Genomic DNA, 16280 nt, shown 5'->3' on the forward strand with positions numbered 1-16280 from the left:
TACTCCTACCGCGAATGCTTCTTGCCGGTGCGGCGTCGCCGGACGATGAGCTTGTTACTGGCCTTGTTCGGGTGGCGGGTGCGGCCCTCCGGCTTGCCCCACGGGCTGACCGGGTGCCGACCGCCGGAGGTCTTGCCCTCACCACCGCCGTGCGGGTGGTCCACCGGGTTCATGACCACACCGCGGACCGACGGGCGCTTGCCCTTCCACCGCATGCGACCGGCCTTGCCCCAGTTGATGTTCGCCTGCTCGGCGTTGCCCACCTCGCCGACGGTGGCGCGGCAGCGCACGTCGACGCGGCGGATCTCACCGCTGGGCATCCGCAGCGAGGCGTAGCTGCCCTCCTTGCCGAGCAACTGGATGCTCGACCCGGCCGACCGCGCCAGCTTCGCGCCGCCGCCCGGCCGCAGCTCCACGGCGTGCACCAGGGTGCCGGCCGGGATGTTGCGCAGCGGCAGGTTGTTGCCCGGCTTGATGTCGGCGTTGGCGCCGGACTCCACCACGTCGCCCTGCGAGAGGCCAAGCGGCGCAATGATGTAACGCTTCTCGCCGTCCAGGTAGTGCAGCAACGCGATGTTGGCGGTGCGGTTCGGGTCGTACTCGATGTGCGCGACCTTGGCGTTGACGCCGTCCTTGTCGTTGCGGCGAAAGTCGATCACCCGGTAGGCGCGCTTGTGCCCGCCACCCTTGTGGCGGGTGGTGATCCGCCCGTGCGCGTTGCGGCCACCGTGACCGTGCAGCGGACGAACCAGCGACTTCTCCGGCTCCGACCGGGTGATCTCCGCGAAGTCGGAGACGCTGGCGCCGCGGCGACCCGGGGTCGTCGGCTTGTACTTACGAATTGCCATGTCTGATCAGGTCTTTCTAGCTCGGTGCGCCGAAGAGGTCGATCGGCTTGCTGCCCGGCGCCAGGGTGACGATCGCGCGCTTGGTGCTCTTGCGCTTGCCGTATCCGGTGCGGGTGCGCTTGCGCTTGCCCTGTCGATTCGCGGTGTTCACCGACGCGACCTTGACGGAAAAGATCTTCTCGACAGCGATCTTGATCTGCGTCTTGTTCGAGTCGGGGTGCACCACGAAGGTGTAGACGTTCTCGTCGAGGAGCCCGTAGGACTTCTCGGAGATGACCGGCGCCAGGATGATGTCGCGGGGGTCAGCGATGGTCGCCATCAGGCCGAAACCTCCTCGGCAGAACTGGTGTTGGCCGCGATGTAGGCGTTGAGGGCCTCGACGCTGAACACCACGTCGTCGGAGCGCAGCACGTCATAGGTGTTGAGCTGGTCGGGCGCCAGCACGTGCACGCCCGGCAGGTTGCGCACGCTCTTCGCACCGGTCTCGTCGGTGCGGCCGATGACGAGCAGCACCTGCTTGCGCTCGGTGAGCGTGCCCAGAAATGCCTTGGCGCTCTTGGTGGACGGGGCCTGGCCCGCGACCAACTCGGTGATGGCGTGGATGCGTCCGTTGCGCGCACGGTCGGACAGCGCACCCCGCAACGCCGCGGCGATCATCTTCTTGGGCGTGCGCTGGCTGTAGTCGCGCGGCTTCGGACCGTGCACGACGCCACCGCCGGTGAACTGCGGGGCCCGCGTCGAACCCTGCCGGGCACGGCCGGTGCCCTTCTGCCGGTACGGCTTGCGCCCGCCGCCGCTGACGTCGCCGCGCGTCTTGGTCGAGTGCGTGCCCTGTCGGGCGGCCGCCCGCTGGGCCGTGACGACCTGGTGCATCAGCGCGATGTTGGCCTCGACGTCAAACAATTCGGCGGGCAGCTCGATGGTGCCGTCGACCTTGCCGTCGGGCGTCTTCACGTCAATCTTCTGCGCTGCCATTACTTCTCACCTCGTTTGATCGCGCTGCGGACCATCACGAGCCCACCGGTGCGGCCGGGGACCGCACCCTTGATCAGCAGCACGCCGTTCTCGGTATCGACCTTGTGCACCACCAGGTTCTGCACGGTCACCCGGTCGTTGCCCATCCGGCCGGCCATCCTGGTGCCCTTGAACACCCGCGCCGGGGTGGCGCAGCCGCCGATGGAGCCCGGCCGGCGGTGCACCGCCTGGGCACCGTGGCTGGCGCCCTGACCGCGAAAGCCGTGCCGCTTCATGGTTCCGGCGAAGCCCTTGCCCTTGGAGGTGCCGGTCACGTCGACGTAGGCGCCGTCGGCGAAGATCTCGGCCGTCAGCTCCTGGCCGACCTCGTATTCGGCGGCGGCGTCCGGATTGTCCAGACGCAGCTCGGCCAGATACCGGCGCGGGTTGACGCCCGCCGCGGTGTACTGACCGGTCACCGGCTTGTTGACCTTGCGCGGGCTGATCTCTCCGTAAGCCAGCTGCACGGCGCTGTAGCCGTCGCGCTCCGGCGTGCGGATGCGGGTCACCACGTTGGGGCCGGCCTTGACCACCGTCACCGGCACAACCCTGTTGTTCTCGTCGAACACCTGCGTCATGCCCAGCTTGGTGCCCAGAATGCCTTTTCTTGCCATGAGTCCTGGAGCTCCTACTGGATGTTGACGTCGACGCTGGCCGGCAGATCGATGCGCATCAGCGCGTCGACGGTCTTCGGCGTCGGATCGAGGATGTCAATCAACCGCTTGTGCGTACGCATCTCGAAGTGCTCCCGCGAGTCCTTGTACTTGTGCGGAGAGCGGATGACGCAATACACGTTCTTCTCGGTCGGCAGCGGCACCGGACCTACGACGCTGGCACCCGTGCGGACGACGGTCTCGACGATTTTGCGCGCCGATGCGTCGATAGCCTCATGGTCGTAGGCCTTAAGCCTGATGCGGATCTTCTGTCCCGCCACGCTTTCCCTACCCTTACTCCTCTTGAAGCCCGGTATCCGGGCTTACGTCCATGTCTCAGTGCCCCCCAGCGCGCGAATCGGCCGCCCAAACGTTGGGCCGGTCGAGCGTCGCGCCGGATACTGCGCCGCTGTTTACCTGTCGTGGTCCACCGGCCCCCGCGGTCGGGTGTGTCACCCTGACGCAGCCTCTTTCGCGGCCAAAATTGGTCGCGTTCCGAGGATGGGACCGGACGCGCCCGGTTGGGCGCTGGTCGTATGCCCAGCCAGGGAGAACCCGGCGAAAGGCAACCCGAACAGTATGCCCTAGATCGCGTCGCGGACAAAATTCCGGGGACGGCGTCGAGGCCTCAGGCACCTGCCGATTCGGTGCTCGCCGCGTCGGCCCGGTGCTGCGCGCGCTGAACATGCAGGAAACCGTCCACGGCCGCGCGCGCACACTCCCGATAGTCGAAGTCGGGCAGGGTGGACAGGCGGCCCAGCACCAGCGGGCCGATCAGCAGGGCGATCGCCCGCGATCGGTCGACCTCACCCAGTTCGGCGGCCGCCTCGGGGCTGTCGAACACGGCGTCGAACGGCGCGGCGTACTGCTGGGCGATGCGTTCGCGCAACGAGGTGATCGAACAGTCGTTGGCGCGGCCATCGCCCGGTTCCGGCAACCCTTCCAGGTCCGGTCCCAGCGCCAGCCACGACATGGCGGTCAGCAGGGCCGGCGCCTGGGCCACGGCTTCGGCCTGAGCCAACACCAACGCGACAAGCCGATCGCGCAGCGAGCCCTCCTCCGGTGGCGTCGGCGATGGCGGGATCAGGCTGTTGAACGCCGCCGCCAGCAAATCATTCCCACTCGGGAAGTGGCGATACAGCGTCGCCCTCGCTACGTTGGCGGTGCGGGTGACCGCGTCGACGGTCACTGCGCTCGGACCTCCGGAACGCAGAAGCGCGGCCGCCGCTTCGAGCAACCGGGCCCGGGACCGCGCCGGGCGGGGATCGGTACTTCCGCCGGTAATTGTGAGCCACCTCTCCGTTTTGGAGCCGGGATTATCGGCTACTTCACAAGACTATCGGTCTCAAAACTTCTACGCCCCCGTTAGGAGGCGCTTCCTATGGTCGAAACGCTGGTACGGCCTGATCAGCGTACTGACGCGACGGGCATCGGCGGAAGCCCACGCGCCCGAGCATGGACCCTGACCGTCGCCTGCATGGGCGTCGGGCTGGTCGTCGGGTCGATGACGGCGCTGAACACCGCGCTGGGCGACCTCGCGGTGGCCACGTCCGCGACGCAGACGCAGCTGACCTGGATCGTGGACGGCTACACCTTGGCGCTGGCGTGCCTGCTGCTTCCCGCGGGAGCCATCGGCGACCGCTACGGCAGACGCGGGGCGCTGCTGACCGGTTTGGTGGTCTTCGCGCTCGGCTCGGCCGCACCGGCGATCTTCCATGACCCCCTGGAGATCATCGCGGGCCGGGCGGTGGCCGGTGCCGGCGCCGCCTTCGTGATGCCCGCGACGCTGTCGCTGCTGACCGTCGCGTATCCGAAAGAAGATCGGATGAAGGCCGTGGGCATCTGGGCCGGCACCGCCGGCTCCGGTGGCGTCCTCGGCATGCTGGGTTCTGGTCTGCTGCTTCGCTTTTGGGACTGGCATGCGATCTTCTGGTCGCTGGGCATAGCCGGGATGGTGATCTTCGCCCTGGGGTGCACCGTCGCGTCGTCGCGCGAAGCCGACGCTCCCCGCGTCGATTGGCTCGGTGCGGTCCTCATCGCCAGTGCCGTCGCAATCGCGGTGTTCGCCATCCTCGAAGCGCCCGACCGCGGGTGGACGGACCTGCTGGTCTGGGGCGGCCTGGTCGCGGGGGCGGTCATCGCCGTCGTGTTCGGTGTCGTCGAGTTCCGGTGGCGGCGAAACCCGCTGCTGGACGTCCGGTTGTTCGCCGATCCCAATTTCGCGACCGGGGTGGCCGCGATCGTCATGCTGTTCGGCGCGACATTCGGGTTCTTCTACATCGGCATGCAATACGTCCAGCAAATCATGGGTTACTCGCCGCTGACGACGGCGATCGCCTTCGGTCCATTCATGGTGCCGCTGGGCATCTTCTCGGCGCTGTCGTTCTGGTATGTGCCCAAGCTGGGACTGCGGCTCGTGCTGTTCGTCGGCACGCTGTTCATGGCCGTTGGCTTCGCGTGCATGTACGGACTGGGCCTGCACTCGACGTATTCGCAGTTCTCCTGGCCGACGCTGATACTCGCCACGGGAATCGGAATATGCACGGCGCCCACGACTTCGGCGATCATGAGCGCAGTTCCGGACGAAAAGCAGGGCGTTGCCTCCGCGGTCAACGACACATCCCGCGAGATGGGCGGGGCGTTGGGGATCGCGGTCGCCGGCTCGATCCTGGCCGGTCGCTACTCCCACGAGCTCGCACCGAGGTTGGCCGAATTCCCCGCCCCGGTTCGCGGACCAGCCACCGATTCGCTGGCCAAGGCCGTCGAAGTGGCGGGCAAGCTGGGACCGCAGGGACGCCAGCTGGCCGACCTCAGCAAATCCGCATTCCTGACCGCCCTGCACGCTTCGACCATCACGATGGCTGTGATCGTCGCCATCGTCGCGGTGTTGATCGGATTGTGGGCACCGGGGCGCGACGGGCGCCAACTACGCCCGGTGCGCCGGCTTGTCGCCAGGGCCAAGCCGGGCGCCGGCCGGCATCGGGTCGCGCCGCGTTGATGGCCAATGCCGCTGGCGGAGAACCACACCGGCCGACCGAGGATCCGGTGATCGGGGCGCGCCGCGGCTAATTTCTGCTGCACCAGCCACCAATCCGGCCCAGATGCTTGCGAACATCCGCGCGGCGTGGTATCAGAAAATATATATCGACAGGTACAGGTCATCTCGCAGGTTGAGGTGGGTGTGATGTTGATGGGCGTCGACTCGCTCAGCAAACAACAGGTGACGTCGGATTCGCCGGTGTGCCCGGCGGTCATCGAGGCGGCGGCGATCGTGGAGGCCGAATGGATGCGCCTCAGTTTGTCGGGCCGCCCGGCTCGCCGTGTCACCTGTGAGCGGCCCGCGCCCCGGCAAGATCGCCGCCGGGCCGGCACCTTCGTGACGACACAGCCCAGACCGCGCACATTGCCACCCGGCGGCGCTGAGCTGCGCGTTCGATGGCCGTCCTGCAGGGTATGGGCCCGGGAACGATCGCCTCCGGCGGCCGCGTGAGACGCAGCTCGCCGGTCGAGTTCTGCCGAAGGGAGGTGATGCAAGAAGCCGGAACGTCGTACCGTCCACGAATATTGCGACGCAGAGTCCGCGCCTGACGGAAAGTCAGCGACGCCCCAGCCACTTGTCGTGGCCATCTACGTGGACTGCACGACGTCAGTTTCGCGAGCGGGTCGCGCCCGGCTCGATCTCCCTCACATCGGGCGGCTGGCGCGGCCCGCTCCCCATTGGGTGATGGCGCTAGGTGAACATCGGCCGAAAACGCCTCGGCGACCCCGGGGAGGGCACTAGCATCCAGTTGAGCGGAGTCCGTTGCGTGGGGAAACGGACGGCGTCGAGGCTAGCCGGGGGAGCGGAATGTCCTATGTGATCGCAGCGCCGGAGTACGTGGCGGCCGCCGCGATGGATCTGACGAACATCGGATCCATGGTCAGCGACGCCAACTCAGCCGCGCTGGGTCCGGTTTCGAGCGTGCTGCCTGCCGGCGCCGACGAGGTATCGGCGAGCATCGCAAGCCTGTTCGACGCGCACGCCCAGATCTACCAGGCCCTCAGCGCGGCGGCGCAGGCGTTTCACACCCAGTTCGTGCAGCTGATGAGCGCCGGCGCCGAGCAATACGCCCTTACCGAGGCCGCCAACGCCAGCCCCCTGCAAACGGTCCAAAGCATGGTCGGCGGCAACGTACCCGGCCAGTCGCTGTCGACTGCGCAACCGTTGCTGGGCACCGCCGCGTCGGCGGGCTCGGCGGCGGCGGGTGTGCCGGCGGCCATGGCCGGCCTGTCGGGCGGAGCGGCGCCGGCCGCACCGGCGGCATCCGTTGCGTCGGCGGTCGCGCCGGCGCCCGTCGCACCGGTTTCGATGCTGCCCGCCGGCACGCCGCTGGCGGCGGCGCCGGCCGCGGCGCCGGCGGCTGCGCCGGTTGCCGCGATGCAGCCGGCAACGCCGGGCTACGCCCCCGCGGCCGCGGAGGTGGTCACGCCGGCACCCGCCGCCGCGCCGGTGGAAGCGGCGCCGGTGGAAGCGCCGGCATTCAATCCGGTAACGGCGGCCCAGGCGATGCCGATCGGCACGCCGGTCAGCGCGGCGCCCGCGGCGACACCGAACTATTCCCCGGCGACGCCGGCATACTCCCCCGCGTCGGCGGCGGCCCATGAGGAGCAGCCGGTGGCGGCGGGCGTGCCGATCGAGATGGAGCCTTACTCGGCCTGATTCTCCGAGTCATCGGAGAACCCGTCGCGGCTACGCAACGAATTCCGCGGCGCGGTGCCCGAGCATCACGACGGTCGCGTGCGGGCCCCGGCTAGTGATCGCGGGCAGGATGGACCCGTCGATCACCCAAAGGTTTTCCACGCCCAATACTCGGCAGCGCGGGTCGACGACGGCCCCCATGGGGGCGGTGCCGCAAAGGTGCTGGCAGGTCGACCACACCGGCGAGCCGACAACGGTTGTGGGGCCGGCCAATTCGCGGGCCAGTTCAGCGCCCCGGCGCAGCGCGGCGACGTCGTCGGGCTGGCTGTCGTAGCGGTGCTCGATCCGCGGCGGGACGGCCGGATCCGGGGAGACCAGCGTCACGCGGCCGCGTGCCCGCGGGCGCATGAGCGCCACTCCGATGTGCGGCCAGTCGGGATGCCCCGCGGTCCCGTCACCGGTCATCGCGACGAACCCGCCCGTGTACGGCCTGATCTCGAGCCCGTCGTCGGTGCCCAGCACCACCTCCACCACGGGCCGGCCCGGCGCCACGGTCCAGTTCGTCGGCAACACCCATTCGGGGTGGTCACTGCACGACGTGGCCACCGGCAGCGGCGCCAGCACCGGGACGCCGGCGGCCCGCAACATCCGTTCGTCGCCGATGCCCGACAGCATCAGCAGGTGGGCGGACTGGATCGCCCCGGCGCACAACACTATTCGGTCGGCGGTCAGCTCCATCGGGCCGTGCGGGCCGACCGCGTCCACGCCGACCACCGTCGTCCCGGAAAAACGCAGTCGCACCGCCCGGGTGCGCTCCAGCAACACCAGGTTGGGCCGCCCCAGCGCCGGCAGCAGGTATGCGGCGCCGGAGCCGGTGCGCACGCCGTCGACGATGTTCAGCGGAACCGCACCCAGCCCCGAAATCGGTTCCGGCCCACAGTCATTGAGATCATCGATCCACCGAAATCCGAAGCTCTCGGCGGCCGCGATGAAAGCCTCCGTGGTGCCGGTCATTTCGCGGGTCCGACGCACGGCGATCGGTCCGGTCTTGCCGTGGGCCGGCCCATCGTAATCGAGGTCGGTCTCGATGGCGCGGAAGTGCTCGAGCACCTCCGGCCATGTCCAGCCGGGCTGCGGCGCCCGGCCGAAATCGCTCGCGAGAGCGCGGCAGAAGTAGCCGCCGTTGATCGCGCCCGAACCACCCACCGTCTTCCCGCGCACGATCGGGAGCTTGAGATCGTGCCGGTCGGTGAGGTGGGTCAGGAAGCGCTCGGCCACCGGGCTGCCGACCCCGATCGGCAGTTGCAACCCATTGGCGGTCAACGCCAGCAATTCCGGATCCGACAGGCCGGGGCCGGCCTCCAGGACGGTCACCGTGCGGCCGGGATCGCTGGAAAGGCGCTCGGCAACAACTGATCCGGCGCTGCCGGCGCCGACGATCAGCACGTCGCTGCGCGGGACGGCCGCGGTCAAAGCGGCTTCAAGACCACTAGGTGCGGATCTGCGGCTTGAGCGCGCGCACGTTGCGTTCGCGCGCCACACCCCACCACAGCCCGAGGCCGTAGGCCAGGTCGTCGACGCGCTTGAGCATCAGGTAGGTCAGCAGCCCGATCGGTTCGGCCTCGTCGCCCGTGGCGTCGCGGCGGCGGAGCCAGTCCACCACGCCGTCCAGGACGGCGGCGACCAGCACGACGTGTCTGCAGTGGCGCGACAGGACGGCCGCGAGCAACGCCACCGGCCAGTAGTGCCGGCAGACCGCCGACGCGAGTTGCAGTGCCGCCGCCCACAGACCGCGGGTGGCGATCGTCGCGACATCCCACAGCGAGGTCTCGGCGCTGCGCATGGCCTTGGCGATCCGACGGCCCGTCACCAGCGCGACCACGATCGAGGCGAGCTGGCCGAGGCTGGTCCCCAGCGCCATGAGCGTCCAGGCCATCAACGCCCAGCCGGAGATCACCACGGGCGCCGTCTTGTCCGGGTGGCGCACGGACAGCGGGGCGGCCGAGCCGCCATAGAATGCCTTGCGCGCAAGCCAGTCCCGCAGTTCGGTGCGGTGATCGTGCGCGACCTGCGCGATCGGCTCGTAGCGCAGGCGGGCGCCCGCTTCGATGAGCCGCCAGCACAGGTCGACGTCCTCGCCGGACTGCATGGTCTCGTCGAACCCGCCCACGCCGCGCAGGGCCGAGCGGCGGCAGATGATGGCCGCGCTGGGGACGTAGGACACCGTGCTGTGGGGCAGCACCGGGGCCTCGCGCTCCCCGAGGTCCAGCGACGAGTGCACCGCCTCGTAGCGCGCCACCACGTTCTCGCTGTGCGACAACCCGACGATGCGCGGCGCGACCAGGGCGACGGTGGGGTCGCAGAAGTGACCGAGCAGGGCCTCCAGCCAACCCCGGCGCGGCGTCACGTCGGAGTCCAGGAAGGCGACGAAGTCGGTCGTGCAGGCGGCCAGCCCGGTGTTGCGCGCCGCCGCCGGGCCCTTGCTGTAGGAGTGGCGCAGCACCTCGACGTCGCAGTGGGCGCCGATGAAGTCCTCGGGCTCGATGGGCGGGTAGGAGCCGTCGTCGACCACCACGACGCGCAGCCCGCGCAGTGAGCTGACCAGGCGCCGCACGCCGGACACGTTGTCGCGCACCGGGATTACCACGGTCACGTCACGGTGCGACGGTCCGCCCGCGGGCCGGGGGTGGGCCACCGTGGCGTCGAGCAGGGTGCGGGCCAGCTGCGCGCTGATGTCGTCGCGGACCTTCAGCCGGCCGTCGGACAGCATGCTCTGGGCGGCCGGAGCCAGCTTCAGCAGGCGCGTCGGGGACCCACCCAGCAGGGCCGAGCCGTCGCCGAGCACCCGCACGCGACGATCGACCTGAACGGCGAACCCGTCCGGCAACCGGGTGGCCGTCATGTGAGCATCCCGTCGGGCCCGGGTGACCACCGGGCGACTCGACGGACACAATCGTCGACCATCTCGCCGAAGATGCGCTTGCCCTCGGCGGCGGTCGCGGTCGTCGGGTCGCCCAGCACCCCGACCGGGCTGACCGCCGCCACTCCCCCGCGACGCATCGCGGGGAGCAGGTCCGGCAGTGGCGCCCGGTTGCCGGCGATCCACCGGTCGGTCAGCACCTCGGTCGGTGAGATATGGAGCAACACGGATGTTTCGGTATGGCCGGCGTGGGCGTCCCCGGCGGGGGCCACACACGGGCACCACCCGGCGTCCCGTCCTTCGGCGCGCAGCCGTGCGACCGCCGCGCTCAATGCGCCGACGTTGCCACCGTGGCCGTTGACGAAGACCAGGCTCGGCGCCCAGCACGCGGCTGACCTGCCGTACTCCACCAGGAGCAGCGCCAGGGCCTCGGTGCCGATCGAGATCGTGCCGGCGAAGTCTTGGTGCTCGCCGCTGGCGCCGTAGGCAATGGCCGGCGCGACCAGCCAGGGTTGTTCGAGACGCGCCCGGGCCCCTCGGGCGACCGCGGCCGCGATGCGGGTGTCGGTGTCCAACGGCAGGTGCGGACCATGTTGTTCAGTCGACCCCAGCGGGACCATTATCGACGGCGAGGTACTCAATAGCTGGCTCGACGTCGCCGTTCCTAATTCGCCGAGTACGGGCACTGGCTGATGGTAGGACGAATTCACCTGGCGTGCACCAATTGTTGACCCTCGAAAATATTTTTTTTCTGGCTCGTTCACCGTTCGGTCGAATATGGTGACCCGTCCGTCACGGTTACCACGCGAACACCACAATTTTCGCGGCGGCGGATTGAGATTAGATCAAATCCAGATCAAATCCTAGGAATCCCGGCCAACATTTTTAGCTATGCGGCGCCACCCCGAGCGACCGGGTGAAGCCGGCCGGCACCAGGATGTCGTCCGGGCCGAGATCGTGGACGCTACCGTGTCCCAGACCCATCAGCGCCGAGTCGATGCCCCCGCTCAAAATGTCGAGGACGTTTTCCACCCCCGCCTGCCCGGCCGCGGCGAGGCCCCACAAATAGGCGCGGCCGATCATCACCGCCCGCGCCCCCAGGGCCACCGCCTTGACGACGTCGCTCCCGCGCCGGACGCCACCGTCGAGCAGCACCTCGACCTGACCGCCGACCGCCGCGGCCACCGCGGGCAAGGCGCGGATCGACGCCGGCGTGCCGTCCAGGTTGTTGCCGCCGTGATTCGACACCGAGATGGCCGAAACACCGGCGTCCACAGCCCTTTTGGCGTCGTCTACGCGCATCACGCCCTTGAGCATGAAGGGCCCGCCCCATAGCTCGCGCAGCCAGGCGATGTCCTCCCACGTCGGGGGCGGCGTGCCCATCCACTCGCCGTAGGCGGCGAAGAACGCCGGGCCGGGCTCACCGCGCCCGCCCTGGTTCGGCACGCGCAGGTTCGGTGGGCGCAGCGTCTTGCCGTACTTCCACAGCCAGCGGGGCTTGAAGACGGCCTCCGGAGACTGCCGCAGCACGGTCCGCAGGTTCATGGCTTCAGGGATCTTCGGGCTACCCCAGTCGCGCCCGTGCGAGAACGACCAGTCGGTGGTGACGATCAACCCGACCGCGCCGGCCTGACGCGCGCGTTCCACCCGCTCGGCGATCGCGTCGCGCCCGCCCAGCCAGTACAGCTGGAAGAACACCTTGGGGTTCGCCGCGATGACTTCCTCGATCGGCTTGCTCGCGAAAGACGACAGGCCCATCGCCGTTCCCCGCGCCGCGGCGGCCCGCGCGACGGCGACCTCACCGTCCGGGTCGACCGCCTGCACACCGGTCGGCGAAATCAATACCGGCATCGAAATGCTTTGTCCCATAACGGTGGTCGACAGGTCGCGCTTTTCCTGCGCGCCGACGACGTGGGGGGCGAATCCGAGTTCGCCAAATGCCGCGACGTTGTCGGAGACGGTGATCCCTTTTTCACTGCCGGCGAGCAGCGCCGCGTAAACGGATTTGGGTAGCCGCCGCTTCGCGCGTTGCTGGGCGATCGCCACCGTTTCGAACCATTGGTCGGCCATCGTTTACAGCGGGCTTTCGTTGCAGGGCCGGGCCGGGGGCCGCGACAGGTTCAACAGAACCGGCCCGCCCGCCTTGCGGGAGTGGTCGGCGCGCGGCCGCGGCGTCTGCCGCTCGCGGGCCAGCGCCGGGGCGCTGTGCCCTTGGACGCACTCGGGGTCCGGGCCGTCCAGCGGCAGGCCGGTGAAGAATTTGGCCGCCATGCAGCCGCCTCGGCAGCTGTCGTAGTGCCCGCAGCTGCCGCAGGCGCCCGCCGACTGCGGTTCACGCAGCTCGCGAAACAGCGGCGCATTCTTCCAGACGTTGTCAAATCCGCCGTCGGACAGAACGTTTCCCGCCAGGAACCGGTCGTGGATGGCGAACGGACAGGCGTACACGTCACCGACCGGGTCGATCAGACACACCACGCGGCCCGCGCCGCACATGTTCAGGCCGGCCAGGGCGCCGGACGAGCCGAGGGGTGCCAGGTGGAAGAAGGAATCACCGGTGAGCACCCCCTCCCCCTTGGCGACCAGCCAGTCGTACAGCTGGACCTGCTGGGTGGCCGTGGGATGCAGCTCCTCCCACACGTCGGCTCCCCGACCCGACGGACGCAGCCGGGTGATGCGCAGGGTGGCACCGTAACGGCTTGCCAGCGCCGCGAATTCGTCGAGCTGGTCAACGTTGTGCCGGGTCACGACGACGGAGATCTTGGCATCTTCGAAGCCGGCCGCCGCGAGGTTCTCCAGTGCGCGCACCGCCATCGCGAACGAGCCGTCGCCGCGTACGGCGTCGTTGACCTCGGCGGTGGCGCCGTCGAGCGAGATCTGGACGTCGACGTAGTCACTGGCGGCCAACCGGGCGGCGACCTGCGGGGTGATCCGGACGCCGTTGGTGGAGAACTTCACGCCGACGTGGTGCGCGGTCGCATAGTCGACCAGCTCCCAAAAGTCCGGGCGCACAGTGGGTTCCCCACCGCCGATGTTGACGTAGAACACCTGCATGCGTTCCAGCTCGTCGATGATGTCCATGCACTGGCGGGTGGACAACTCCCGCGGATCGCGTTTGCCCGACGACGAAAGGCAGTGCACACACGCCAGATTGCAGGCATACGTCAGCTCCCACGTCAGGCAGATGGGCGCGTCCAGGCCGCGCTCGAACTGCTCGATGAGCCGCGGCACGGGGGACGTTGCAGCCGTCATTGCGCCTCCTGAAGTACCAACATCTTTGACTCGGCCAGCACGCCCAGCGCGTGCAGATAGGGCTCCTGCCCCGGGTCGTCCACGCCGGCGGCGCGGCAGGCGGACCGCACATCGGGATGGTCGGCCAGCGACCGCACCACCGTGAGGATGGTGCGGTTCTTCAGAAAGGACAGCTTGCGGGTGCCGAAGTGATAGAGCAGCGCGCCGAACGGCTCCGGCCGCACCGCCACCTGCGGGTGCAACCGCCAGCCGCGATCGGGGTCGAACACGCGGATCAGTAGACCCCGCACATCCCGTCGATCGACACCTCTTCCACCAGGGTCTCGGTGACGAGCTCGGTCGCGGTTTCGGTTTCGTGGTCCATGTGGATTTTCCTCCCTGAGGGCTCGACAACGACGGATCGTTCTGGCCACAATATGGCATCGAGTGCCGCAATGGAAGGGCGGGGGTCCGATGATGCCGCAGCCGCGGGTGGGCCGGCGCCGCTCCACGACACCGGGCCACATCACCGACGTCGCCCTCGACCTGTTCGCCGCCCGGGGGTTCGCCGAGGTGAGCGTCGACGACGTCGCGCACGCGGCCGGGATCGCCCGCCGCACGGTGTTTCGCTATTACGCCTCCAAGAACGCCATCCTGTGGGGCGACTTCGACGCCCACCTCGCACACCTGCGGCAACTGCTCGAAGCGGTCGATCCGCGGGTGCCGCTGGGCGAGGCCCTGCGCGCCGCGCTGCTGGCGTTCAACACCTTTGACGAGTGCGAGACGGTCCGGCACCGCCAGCGCATGCGCGTCATCCTGGAAACCGCTGAGCTGCAGGCCTATTCGATGACGATGTACGCGGGGTGGCGCGAGGTGATGGCGGGCTTCGTGGCCCACCGGCTGGGCGCCAAGACGACCGATCCGCTGCCGCAGACCGTCGCCTGGACGATGCTCGGGGTGGCGCTGAGCGCCTACGAGCACTGGCTCGCCGACGAGTCCGTCCCGTTGCCCGTCGCGCTCGGCGACGCGTTCGACGTCGTCGGCGCCGGGCTGGAAAGCCTGGACCGATGAACGCGGGCACCGAGCACCTGCTGCACATGCTGCGCGCGCAGGGCCGGTTCTGCGCGGGCTCCGGCTCCCCCATGTACGGGGAGCTCTTCGAGTTGGTGGCCGGCGACGTCGAGGCGGGCGGCGTGTTCGCGGCGATACTGTCCGGCCACGAGGACGACCCGTCGCGGCTCGCGGTGCCGCTGCGGCTGCTCGGCGGGCTGCACCGGTTGGTGCTCGACGGCCGGGCCCCGGAATTGCGGCGCTGGTACCCCAGCACGGCCGGCGCGTGGGACGCTCGCGACGCCTGGCCGGAAATCCTGGGCACCGCCGCCCGGCACGCCGAGTTTCTGAGGGCGGCACTGCAGCAGCCGCCGCAGACCAACGAGGTGGGCCGCTCCGCCGCGCTGATCGGCGGGCTGTTGCGGCTGGATCACGGATTGGGCTTGCCGATAAGGCTTTTCGAGATCGGGTCGAGCGCGGGGCTGAACATGCGGGCCGACCACTACCACTACCGGCACGACCGCGGCCGGTGGGGACCGGTCGGCTCGCCGGTGACCATCGACGACGCGTGGCGCGGCGCCCTGCCGCCCAACGGCACGGTCCGGATCGTCGAGCGAAACGGGTATGACATCGCACCCATCGACGTCACCGGGGCCGACGGGGAGATGACCGTGCTGAGCTACGTCTGGCCCGACCAGCACGCCCGGCTGGACCGGCTGCGCGGCGCCATCGCGGTCGCCCGCGACGTCCCGGCGGGGCTGCGGCGCCGGACGGCGGCCGAGGCGGTCGCCGGCATGGGCCTCGCCGACGGCGCGCTGACCGTGCTGTGGCACTCGATCACCTGGCAATACCTGTCCGACGACGAGCGCGCCGCCGTCCGCGACGGCGTCGAGGCGCTGGGCGCGCAAGCCGGCGCCGGGTCGCCGTTCGCCCATCTCACCCTCGAACCCGCGCGGAACGGGCCGGGCGCGCCGATCCGGTTTTTGGTGCGGGCCCGCCGCTGGCCGGGTGGCGAGCTCGCGGTCCTCGCCGAATGCCATCCGCACGGGCCGCCGGTGAACTGGCAGTAGATCCCTCCGGTTGAACCGGCCAATAAATTTTTCCGCCCGCCCCCGTCGGAGTTCGGCTTGCCGCGGCGACGATAGGGGTGTGAGCGCCGAAGCGGAGCACCAATCCGACGCTCGACGCGCGCTGCTCGCGCTGTACGACGAGGCGTTGCCCGTGGTGTACGGGTATTTCGTCCGCCGCTGCGGGGATCGCGCCACGGCGGAGGACCTGACGTCGGAAACCTTCCTCGCGGCGATGGACGCCGCGCGCCGGGACGACCCGCCGCCGATCACGATTCCCTGGCTGCTCGGCGTGGCACGCCACAAGCTGGCCGACCACTATCGGCGCGGTTCCCGCCGGCCGGCCGTGCCGGTCGCCGATCCGCCCGAGCCGGCGGACCCGGTCGACGACTGGGACGCCGAGCTGGATCGCATGGTCGCCGAGGCGGTGCTGGCACGGCTGGCCGAGCCGCACCGCGCCGTGCTGGTGCTGCGCTACATGGACGACTGCTCGGTCGGCGAATGCGCGCGGCTGATCGGACGCACCGTGCACGCCACCGAGGCGCTCCTGGTCCGGGCCCGCCGGGCCTTCAAACAACAGTATCCGGAAGGAGGCGCGTCATGAATCGGCAAGACCGTTCCGATCCGCTGGATGTGCTGCGCGCCGAAGACCTTCCGGTGCAACCCGATCCGGACTTCGCCGCGCGCCTGCGCCGGCGCTTGCAATCCGCACTGTCCCTGCCGAGCGGAGTCGTAATGAGCGGCGCCGCGACCGCCCTGTCCGAACTGGCCGAGCCATCGGCCGCCGACGCCGTCCCGCGCCCGGCGGCGCTGAGATAGGGC

The 16280-nt window shown here is 69.5% G+C and carries 19 protein-coding genes; 6 read left to right on the top strand and 13 right to left on the bottom strand.

Annotated elements, in window-relative coordinates; translation table 11 throughout:
• Positions 1-5: 5 nt before the first annotated feature.
• From rplB to A5673_RS22040, 6 genes are all read right to left on the bottom strand, one after another.
• Positions 6-848, bottom strand: coding sequence for a 50S ribosomal protein L2 (gene rplB, locus A5673_RS22015; RefSeq protein ID WP_066907356.1), 843 nt, complete (start codon positions 846-848; stop codon positions 6-8).
• A gap of 16 nt (positions 849-864) precedes the next feature.
• On the bottom strand, positions 865-1167 hold the full coding sequence (gene rplW / locus A5673_RS22020) for a 50S ribosomal protein L23 (protein WP_067873335.1): 303 nt from the start codon (positions 1165-1167) through the stop codon (positions 865-867).
• Positions 1167-1823, bottom strand: coding sequence for a 50S ribosomal protein L4 (gene rplD, locus A5673_RS22025; RefSeq protein ID WP_068237447.1), 657 nt, complete (start codon positions 1821-1823; stop codon positions 1167-1169). Before rplD ends, rplW begins: the two co-directional genes overlap by 1 nt.
• A complete protein-coding gene (gene rplC / locus A5673_RS22030; RefSeq protein ID WP_066907347.1) occupies positions 1823-2476 on the bottom strand; it encodes a 50S ribosomal protein L3 in 654 nt (217 codons plus the stop codon). Before rplC ends, rplD begins: the two co-directional genes overlap by 1 nt.
• A 14-nt stretch (positions 2477-2490) precedes the next feature.
• Positions 2491-2796, bottom strand: coding sequence for a 30S ribosomal protein S10 (gene rpsJ, locus A5673_RS22035; RefSeq protein ID WP_003873519.1), 306 nt, complete (start codon positions 2794-2796; stop codon positions 2491-2493).
• Between the two features lie 347 nt (positions 2797-3143).
• Positions 3144-3752, bottom strand: coding sequence for a TetR/AcrR family transcriptional regulator (locus tag A5673_RS22040; RefSeq protein ID WP_255396654.1), 609 nt, complete (start codon positions 3750-3752; stop codon positions 3144-3146).
• Between the two features lie 144 nt (positions 3753-3896).
• Here A5673_RS22040 and A5673_RS22045 point away from each other — a divergent pair, with 144 nt between their 5' ends.
• A complete protein-coding gene (locus tag A5673_RS22045) occupies positions 3897-5513 on the top strand; it encodes an MFS transporter (RefSeq protein WP_068237454.1) in 1617 nt (538 codons plus the stop codon).
• Between the two features lie 849 nt (positions 5514-6362).
• The gene (locus tag A5673_RS30490; RefSeq protein WP_068237457.1) at positions 6363-7214 is read left to right on the top strand and encodes a PE family protein; all 852 of its coding nucleotides are present in this window, start codon (positions 6363-6365) and stop codon (positions 7212-7214) included.
• 30 nt (positions 7215-7244) lie between these two features.
• Here A5673_RS30490 and mftG read toward each other — a convergent pair whose 3' ends face one another.
• From mftG to mftA, 7 genes are all read right to left on the bottom strand, one after another.
• Positions 7245-8666: a mycofactocin system GMC family oxidoreductase MftG gene (gene mftG, locus A5673_RS22055; RefSeq protein ID WP_068237461.1), complete on the bottom strand. Its 1422-nt coding sequence runs from the start codon at positions 8664-8666 to the stop codon at positions 7245-7247.
• Positions 8667-8682: 16 nt separating this feature from the next.
• A complete protein-coding gene (gene mftF, locus A5673_RS22060) occupies positions 8683-10095 on the bottom strand; it encodes a mycofactocin biosynthesis glycosyltransferase MftF (RefSeq protein ID WP_068237463.1) in 1413 nt (470 codons plus the stop codon).
• The gene (gene mftE / locus A5673_RS22065; RefSeq protein WP_068237468.1) at positions 10092-10823 is read right to left on the bottom strand and encodes a mycofactocin biosynthesis peptidyl-dipeptidase MftE; all 732 of its coding nucleotides are present in this window, start codon (positions 10821-10823) and stop codon (positions 10092-10094) included. The genes mftF and mftE overlap by 4 nt, the downstream gene beginning before the upstream one ends.
• Positions 10824-10998: 175 nt before the next feature.
• On the bottom strand, positions 10999-12183 hold the full coding sequence (gene mftD / locus A5673_RS22070) for a pre-mycofactocin synthase MftD (RefSeq protein WP_068237471.1): 1185 nt from the start codon (positions 12181-12183) through the stop codon (positions 10999-11001).
• A 3-nt stretch (positions 12184-12186) separates the two neighbouring features.
• Complete coding sequence (gene mftC / locus A5673_RS22075) at positions 12187-13362, bottom strand: mycofactocin radical SAM maturase (protein ID WP_068237472.1); 1176 nt, start codon at positions 13360-13362, stop codon at positions 12187-12189.
• Positions 13359-13631: a mycofactocin biosynthesis chaperone MftB gene (mftB, locus tag A5673_RS22080; RefSeq protein ID WP_231971423.1), complete on the bottom strand. Its 273-nt coding sequence runs from the start codon at positions 13629-13631 to the stop codon at positions 13359-13361. Before mftB ends, mftC begins: the two co-directional genes overlap by 4 nt.
• A 5-nt stretch (positions 13632-13636) precedes the next feature.
• On the bottom strand, positions 13637-13726 hold the full coding sequence (gene mftA / locus A5673_RS22085) for a mycofactocin precursor MftA (protein WP_066907308.1): 90 nt from the start codon (positions 13724-13726) through the stop codon (positions 13637-13639).
• Between the two features lie 89 nt (positions 13727-13815).
• On the opposite strand from mftA, the gene mftR reads away from it, so the two are divergent.
• The 4 genes from mftR to A5673_RS22105 all read left to right on the top strand — a co-directional run bounded on the left by mftR (position 13816) and on the right by A5673_RS22105 (position 16277).
• Positions 13816-14412 carry a mycofactocin system transcriptional regulator gene (mftR, locus tag A5673_RS22090; RefSeq protein WP_197518450.1) on the top strand — a complete coding sequence of 199 codons (597 nt, stop codon included), beginning with the start codon at positions 13816-13818 and terminating at the stop codon, positions 14410-14412.
• Positions 14409-15461 carry a DUF2332 domain-containing protein gene (locus A5673_RS22095; protein ID WP_068237474.1) on the top strand — a complete coding sequence of 351 codons (1053 nt, stop codon included), beginning with the start codon at positions 14409-14411 and terminating at the stop codon, positions 15459-15461. Before mftR ends, A5673_RS22095 begins: the two co-directional genes overlap by 4 nt.
• A gap of 79 nt (positions 15462-15540) precedes the next feature.
• Positions 15541-16062 carry an RNA polymerase sigma factor gene (locus A5673_RS22100; RefSeq protein ID WP_068237476.1) on the top strand — a complete coding sequence of 174 codons (522 nt, stop codon included), beginning with the start codon at positions 15541-15543 and terminating at the stop codon, positions 16060-16062.
• Positions 16059-16277, top strand: coding sequence for a hypothetical protein (locus tag A5673_RS22105; protein ID WP_068237478.1), 219 nt, complete (start codon positions 16059-16061; stop codon positions 16275-16277). Before A5673_RS22100 ends, A5673_RS22105 begins: the two co-directional genes overlap by 4 nt.
• The last annotated feature ends 3 nt before the right edge of the window (positions 16278-16280 follow it).

This window comes from Mycobacterium sp. E3198, assembly GCF_001667015.1.
Taxonomy (GTDB): domain Bacteria; phylum Actinomycetota; class Actinomycetes; order Mycobacteriales; family Mycobacteriaceae; genus Mycobacterium.